A 6,283-nucleotide genomic window follows, 5' to 3' on the forward strand; every position below is an offset into this window, starting at 1 on the left:
GCTTCGTTGTTCTTGTTGTTGCGGAAGGCCTTCCACTCGCTCTCGTTGCTGTGCGCGAGCACGACGCCGTCGAACGGGATCGCACCAAAGCCTTCAGTGCCCTTGAAGTTGCCTTCTTGAGTAGCGGTCAGCAGCGGGTGCAGCACCTTGATCGGCGCCTTGAACATTTCAACGAACTCAAGCAGGCCCTGGTTGGCCAGGCACAAGCCGCCCGAGTAGCTGTAGGCATCGGGGTCGTCTTGTGCAAACGTTTCGAGCTTGCGGATGTCGATCTTGCCGACCAGCGCCGAAATATCTTGGTTGTTCTCGTCGCCCGGTTCGGTCTTGGCGATGCCCACTTGCTTGAGCACGCTGGGGTGACGCTTGACGACCTTGAACTTGCGGATGTCGCCGCCGTATTCTTCGAGGCGCTTCACGGCCCAGGGCGACAGGATGCGATTGAGGTAGCGCGACGGGATGCCGTATTCCTTTTCGAGGATCGGGCCATCTTCCACCGGGTCGAACAAGCCCAGCGGCGACTCGTTCACGGGCGAGCCCTTGATGGCGTAGAACGGCACTTGTTCCATCAACTGCTTGAGGCGCTCTGCAATCGAGGACTTGCCGCCACCCACCGGGCCCAGCAGATAGAGGATCTGCTTCTTTTCTTCGAGCCCTTGCGCGGCGTGGCGGAAGTAGCTGACGACCTGCTCGATCGACTCTTCCATGCCGTAGAACTCGGCGAAGGCGGGGTAGATCTTGATGACCTTGTTGGCGAAGATGCGCGACAGACGCGGGTCGTTGCGCGTGTCGACCATCTTGGGCTCGCCGATGGCCTGCAGCATGCGCTCGGCGGCCGACGCGTAAGCGGTGCGGTCTCGTTTGCAGATCTGCAGATACTCTTCGAGCGAGATCTCTTCTTCGCGGGTGCGCTCGTAGCGAGCGGCGAAATTACTGATCACATCCATACGCGCCTCCGATCGATCAACCAGACACACCTGTCTTGGTACACCTTCAGCAGCGGGTCCGCAATCAGCACACGTGGCCTGTTGCAGACCCACTACTAACCATTGGACTCAACGATGGCGGTTTTGCGTCACCGACAAACCCCGATGAGCGGGTGAAAAGCCTCGTTGATTTGCCTACCAATTCACACCTCTGGCACCTCTTGCTTTCCCTGAATCAAACCCTTGCCCGGCGTGGCGGCAAGCGGCGTCCATTTCAAGCAGATGCGTGCGCAAACGTGTTTTGCAAGGAGCGTGCCCCAAATCGCCCGAACGCGTGCATCGCCTGCCGGAAGGCCCCTTGCCCGGCTGGACGTTCCGCCGGCCGGCGCGCTCGTCAAGCGATGCGATAGAGCCACACCGGCTTGCCCGCCGCGTTGCGCAGCACGGCTTGCGGCGTGAGTTGCGTGGCCTCGAATTCGAGGCTCACGAGCCACGCCCCCGAGGCCAGCTCGCGCTGCGCCTTCTCGACCGCGCGCGGCATGCTCTCGGGTCGCTGGAAGAGGTAGACGAGCTGATAGTCCGACCAGCTCATGGCCCACATGTCGCCACGGCGCACCCGCGCCCATGGGCAACGCAGGCCGGCCCACCAGCGCCACGGCCAGCTCCACTCGATGCCATGCAGTTCGGCCTGCGGCAACACGCGATGCAGCTCGACCAGGCCCGCCCCGGTGCCACAGCCTGCGTCGATCACGCGAGCGCCAACAGGCAAGTCGACCACTTCGGCCAGGCCTTGCAAGACGCCCGCAGGCGTCGGGAACAAGGGCGCGTCGCGCCACGCGTGGAGCGGATACGCCAGCAGCAGCACGGCCAGCGGCAGCAGCCACGCCCAGGCCGGCACGGTGGCCGCATGCAGCAGCAGCCACGACAACGGAAAGCCCAGCGCGATGAAAAGCTGCCGCCAGCGCGTGCCCCCCGCGATCGAGCCAGCCAGCCCGACCAGACTGGGCAGCAGCAGCGTCGCCCACACCGGCGCCGCCGCCGACCGCAAGGCAACGCACACGCCCCAGGCCACGCCCCACGTCAGCAAGGCCGGCAGGGGCCACGGGAGCTTGGCGAAGCGCACGGCGGGAGCAGCCCGTTGATCGATGGCCGTCGGGCTTATTGCGGCCCGCGCAGCTTGTCGATCAGGCCGTTGAGTTCGTCGAGCGAACCGAAAGCGATGGTGACCTCGCCCTGCTCGCCGCGCTTGGTGCGCTTCTTGACGTGGATCTGCACCTCGGCCGTCAGCAGGTCGGACAACTCTTCTTCGAGGCGCAGCACGTCGCGCGACTTCTCGGCCTTGACGCGCAGCAGCGGCTGCTGGCGCCCCGCCCCCTGCACTTGCGTGACGAGTTTTTCAGCCTCGCGCACGCTGAGCTTCTTCGCGCTGATCTGGTGGGCGGTGGTGATCTGCACGGCCTTGTCGAGCGCCAACAGCGCGCGGGCGTGGCCCATGTCGAGGTCGCCCGCCATCAGCATCTGCTGCACCGGCTCGGCCAGGTTGAGCAGGCGCAGCAGGTTGCTGGCGGCCGAGCGCGAGCGGCCCACGGCTTGCGCCGCCTGCTCGTGAGTGAGCCCAAACTCTTGCGTCAGGCGTTGCAGGCCTTGGGCTTCTTCGAGCGGGTTGAGGTCTTCGCGCTGGATGTTCTCGATCAGCGCCATCGCGGCAGCGGCCTCGTCGGGCACGGCCTTGACCAGCACCGGCACCTCGTCCAGCCCGGCCAGCTTGGCGGCGCGCGAGCGGCGCTCACCGGCGATGATTTCGTAGCGCCCCGGCTCGGCCAGCGGCCGCACGAGGATGGGCTGCATGATGCCCTGGCCCTTGATGCTCTCGGCCAGCTCGTACAAGGCGCCCTCGTCCATGCGCGTGCGCGGCTGGTATTTGCCGGGCTGCAGCTGGCTGAGCTTGAGCGTGGTCGGCGCACCTTCTTGGGGCACGGGGGCAGGCGCATCACTCACCTTGGGGCCGAGCAGCGCTTCCAGGCCGAGGCCGAGTCCTTTGGGTTTCTTCGTTGCCATCGTCCGGCCTTCTCTCTTAATCATTATGCGCTGGCGCTGATTCGGCCAGCAGTTGCTGCAGCAGCGCCCAGCCCTCGGGCCAGTCGCCCAGGCCTGATTCGCCGTTCACGTGGCCGAGCGCGCCGAGCTGCACCCAGGCCGCGCCCCAATCAGCGGCCAACTGAGCGGCGGCTGCCGGGCTGGCGTAGTAGTCATCGCTGCTGGCCACGACCAGACTGCGAAAGGGCAGACGCTGCCGCGCCACCGGGCGCCAGGTGGCCATCTGCGGCGGGAAGTCGCCGCCCACCCAGCCCGGCACGGCCATGCCGTCGAGATCGGGCGGCGCCACCAGCAAGGCCGCCTGCACCAGCGCCGTGTGCTGCGAGTGCGCGGCCCAGGCCGCCACCAGGTGGCAGCCCAGGCTGTGCGCCACCAGCACCGCCGGCTGGTCGGGGGACGCGGCCGGGTCGGCGAGCAAGGTTTCTTCGAGCCGCATCATCCAGTCGCCGCGCTTGGGCCAGGCCCAGTCGTCCTGCTCGATGCGCTGCAGCCGGTGCTTGCGCTCCCAGCGGGTCTGCCAATGCGTGAGGCTGGAGCCATGCCAGCCCGGCAGCGAGAAGATCTTCGGCGGCATCGCGCTCAGTCCGACTTCACGCCGACTTCAGGCTGCCGCGCGCCACGCGGGCCACCATCTCGTTGGCAAACTCGACAAAGGCCTGCGCGCCCTTCGAGGCCGGGTCGAACACCACGCCGGGCAGGCCGTAGCTGGGCGCCTCGGCCAGCCGCACGTTGCGCGGAATCACCGAGTCGAACACCTTGTCGGCAAAGTGCGTCTTGAGCTGCTCGCTCACCTGCTGCTGCAAGGTGATGCGCGGGTCGAACATCACACGCAGCAGGCCGATCAGCTCCAACTCGGGGTTGAGGTTGGCGTGCACCTGCTTGACGGTGTTGACCAGGTCGGTGAGCCCTTCGAGCGCAAAGTATTCGCACTGCATCGGCACGATCACGCCGTGGGCGCAGGTCAGGCCGTTGAGGGTGAGCAGGCTGAGCGACGGCGGGCAGTCGATCAGCACGAAGTCGTAGTCGGCGGCCACGGCGGCAATCGCCGTCTTGAGGCGCCGATCACGCCGCTCCAGCTCGACCAGCTCGATCTCGGCGCCGGCCAGCTCGCGGTTGGCGCCCAGCACGTCGTAGCCCACCTTCTCGCTGCGCTGGCGCGCCTCGGCAATGCTGGCCGATTCGAGCAGCACGTCGTACACCGAGTATTCGAGCGTGCGCTTGTCCACCCCCGAGCCCATCGTGGCATTGCCCTGCGGGTCGAGGTCGACCACCAGCACGCGTTGCCCGATCTGACTCAGGCCGGCGGCGAGGTTGACGGTGGTGGTCGTCTTGCCGACGCCGCCTTTTTGATTGGCAATGCAGAAGATCTTGGGCATGTGCGGGGGCGAGCGCCGGAGGACGGGGGTCTGGGAATGAGCCGAGCGGGGCGATTATAGAAACGGGGTCACGCCGGGCGGCGCCGCATCCAGACGATGCAGCGCTGCGCGTCCAGCCCCGGCACGCTGAGTGGTTCCACGTGAAACACTTCGACGTCGGCCGGCAGCGCGGCGATCTCGTCGTCGGGCACCTTGCCCTTCATGGCCATCCAGACGCCGCCGGGCGCCAGCAGCTCGCGCGTCAGGCCGACAAAATCGACCAACGAGGCAAACGCCCGCGAGGTGATCACCTGCCAGGGCTTGGGCGCGAGGTTTTCGACCCGTGCGTGCTCGGCCCGCAGATTGGGCAGCCCGACCTCGGCCGACACCTGGCGAATGAACATCGCCTTCTTGGCCACGGTGTCGACGCAGGTGACCGACCACCCCGGCTCCACCACCGCCAGCACCGCACCCGGCAAACCGCCGCCACTACCCACATCGAGGACCGCCAGGTTGGCCGACCAGCCGCGCTCGGCCGCCTGCCGGCGCAGCGGCTCGACCACGGCCAGGCAGTCATGCAGGTGCTGCACCTGGATGCCGCGCGGGTCGCGAATGGCCGTCAGGTTGTAGACGCGGTTCCAGCGCTCCAGCTGAGCCGCGTAGTGCTGCAACTGCGCCAGTTGCGGCGCCGACAGCGTCAGCCCCAGAGACTGCGCTGCGTCATTCAAGCTGCCGTCGGCATCGAGCGGCGAAGAGGGGTGTGGTGACATGCCGCCATTGTCGCCGCAGCGGCGCCCCTCCCCGCCAGCGGTACGGCAGACCGCCGTCTTTTAGGGATACAAGCGCCCGCCACCGACTTCCAGAATGCTGTCACCCTGCCGCCCCACTCGGCGACGCGGAATATTCAACACCCCTCAGCGGAAGCCTGACCATGCACAGCAAAACCTTCGGCGCGATTGTCGCCACCCTCGCCGCCACCCTGGCACCGCACGCCGCCCAGGCGCAAACCACCTACGCCAACACCGTGCTGCAAATGCTGCGCGGCACCGCCCCGGGCGACTTCGCCCCGCCGCAGTTCTATGGCGGCAGCTACCCGGGGAGCTTCCCGGTGGCGCTCACCGATGACCAGGCCCGCGCCGCCGTGCTGGGCGCGCCGGACGGCAACTTTCTCAGCCTGCCCGGCCCGGCCCTGGGCGAGTCCGGCTCCGCCTTTCAAGGCGCCTACGTGAACCTGGGTTTTGGCGCAGATTTCAGCTCCGACACCGTCATCACCTTGCACGAACTGGGCAACAACTACGAATCGGCTCACCTGTTCATCTGGACGAACAACGGCGGCAACCTGCAGCTCGACGTGACCCGCGACGCTTCGGACGACATCACGGTCGACCTGCGCCCCTACGCCGGCGTGCTCACCTCGCTGGGCGCCACCGCGTGGCGCAGCGTGGCCATCGGCGGGATCGACGACCTCGGCGCCAGCCGCGGCTTCGACCTCGACTCGGTGTCCATCACCGCCGTGCCCGAACCCTCGACCACCGCCCTGCTGCTGGGCGGCCTGGGCGTGCTCGGCTGGGCCGCGCGCCGCACGCGTCGCGCCTGAACACCCGACCCTCGCACCCAAAGCGAAAGGGGCCCGCCGGGCCCCTTTCTTTATCCAGCCTCCGCGCCGGCCGCGTCCCCCACGAAGCCGCGGAAGCGCCCCTTCTTCAGGTGGATCAGCAACAGCGACACCGCCGCCGGCGTGATGCCCGAGATGCGCGAGGCCTGCCCCAGGGTCTCGGGGCGGTGCTTGCTCAGCTTCTGCCGCGCCTCGATGCTCAGCGCCGAGACCTGCATGTAGTCCAGCTCCTCCGGCAATTTGAGGTGCTCGTAGTAGGCCGCGCGCTCGACCTCGTCGTTCTGCTTGTCGAT

7 protein-coding genes and 1 pseudogene are annotated in these 6,283 nt (G+C 67.4%); 1 reads left to right on the plus strand and 7 read right to left on the minus strand.

All coding sequences use genetic code 11. The features are described from left to right. The 6 genes from ACE3SS_RS14335 to rsmG form a co-directional block, all read right to left on the minus strand. A partial coding sequence (locus ACE3SS_RS14335; RefSeq protein WP_374595097.1) for a PrkA family serine protein kinase occupies nucleotides 1-944 on the minus strand: 944 nt, incomplete at its 3' end. Nucleotides 945-1,317: 373 nt separating this feature from the next. Beyond that, nucleotides 1,318-2,046 (minus strand): class I SAM-dependent methyltransferase, encoded by a 729-nt coding sequence (locus ACE3SS_RS14340; protein WP_374595099.1) that lies wholly within the window; start codon nucleotides 2,044-2,046, stop codon nucleotides 1,318-1,320. A gap of 35 nt (nucleotides 2,047-2,081) precedes the next feature. Then, nucleotides 2,082-2,981: a ParB/RepB/Spo0J family partition protein gene (locus ACE3SS_RS14345; RefSeq protein WP_374595101.1), complete on the minus strand. Its 900-nt coding sequence runs from the start codon at nucleotides 2,979-2,981 to the stop codon at nucleotides 2,082-2,084. A gap of 16 nt (nucleotides 2,982-2,997) precedes the next feature. Then, on the minus strand, nucleotides 2,998-3,594 hold the full coding sequence (locus ACE3SS_RS14350; RefSeq protein ID WP_374595103.1) for an RBBP9/YdeN family alpha/beta hydrolase: 597 nt from the start codon (nucleotides 3,592-3,594) through the stop codon (nucleotides 2,998-3,000). A gap of 16 nt (nucleotides 3,595-3,610) precedes the next feature. Next, complete coding sequence (locus tag ACE3SS_RS14355; protein ID WP_374595105.1) at nucleotides 3,611-4,396, minus strand: ParA family protein; 786 nt, start codon at nucleotides 4,394-4,396, stop codon at nucleotides 3,611-3,613. A gap of 68 nt (nucleotides 4,397-4,464) precedes the next feature. After that, on the minus strand, nucleotides 4,465-5,145 hold the full coding sequence (gene rsmG, locus ACE3SS_RS14360) for a 16S rRNA (guanine(527)-N(7))-methyltransferase RsmG (protein WP_374595107.1): 681 nt from the start codon (nucleotides 5,143-5,145) through the stop codon (nucleotides 4,465-4,467). Nucleotides 5,146-5,306: 161 nt separating this feature from the next. On the opposite strand from rsmG, the gene ACE3SS_RS14365 reads away from it, so the two are divergent. Then, nucleotides 5,307-5,972, plus strand: a complete 666-nt coding sequence (locus ACE3SS_RS14365) for a PEP-CTERM sorting domain-containing protein (RefSeq protein WP_374595109.1) — start codon at nucleotides 5,307-5,309, stop codon at nucleotides 5,970-5,972. A gap of 50 nt (nucleotides 5,973-6,022) precedes the next feature. Here ACE3SS_RS14365 and gidA read toward each other — a convergent pair. Continuing rightward, nucleotides 6,023-6,283: pseudogene (gidA, locus tag ACE3SS_RS14370) on the minus strand (tRNA uridine-5-carboxymethylaminomethyl(34) synthesis enzyme MnmG); the annotation flags it as partial.

Source organism: Aquabacterium sp. (genome assembly GCF_041915145.1).
In the GTDB taxonomy this organism is placed as follows: Bacteria; Pseudomonadota; Gammaproteobacteria; order Burkholderiales; family Burkholderiaceae_C; genus Aquabacterium.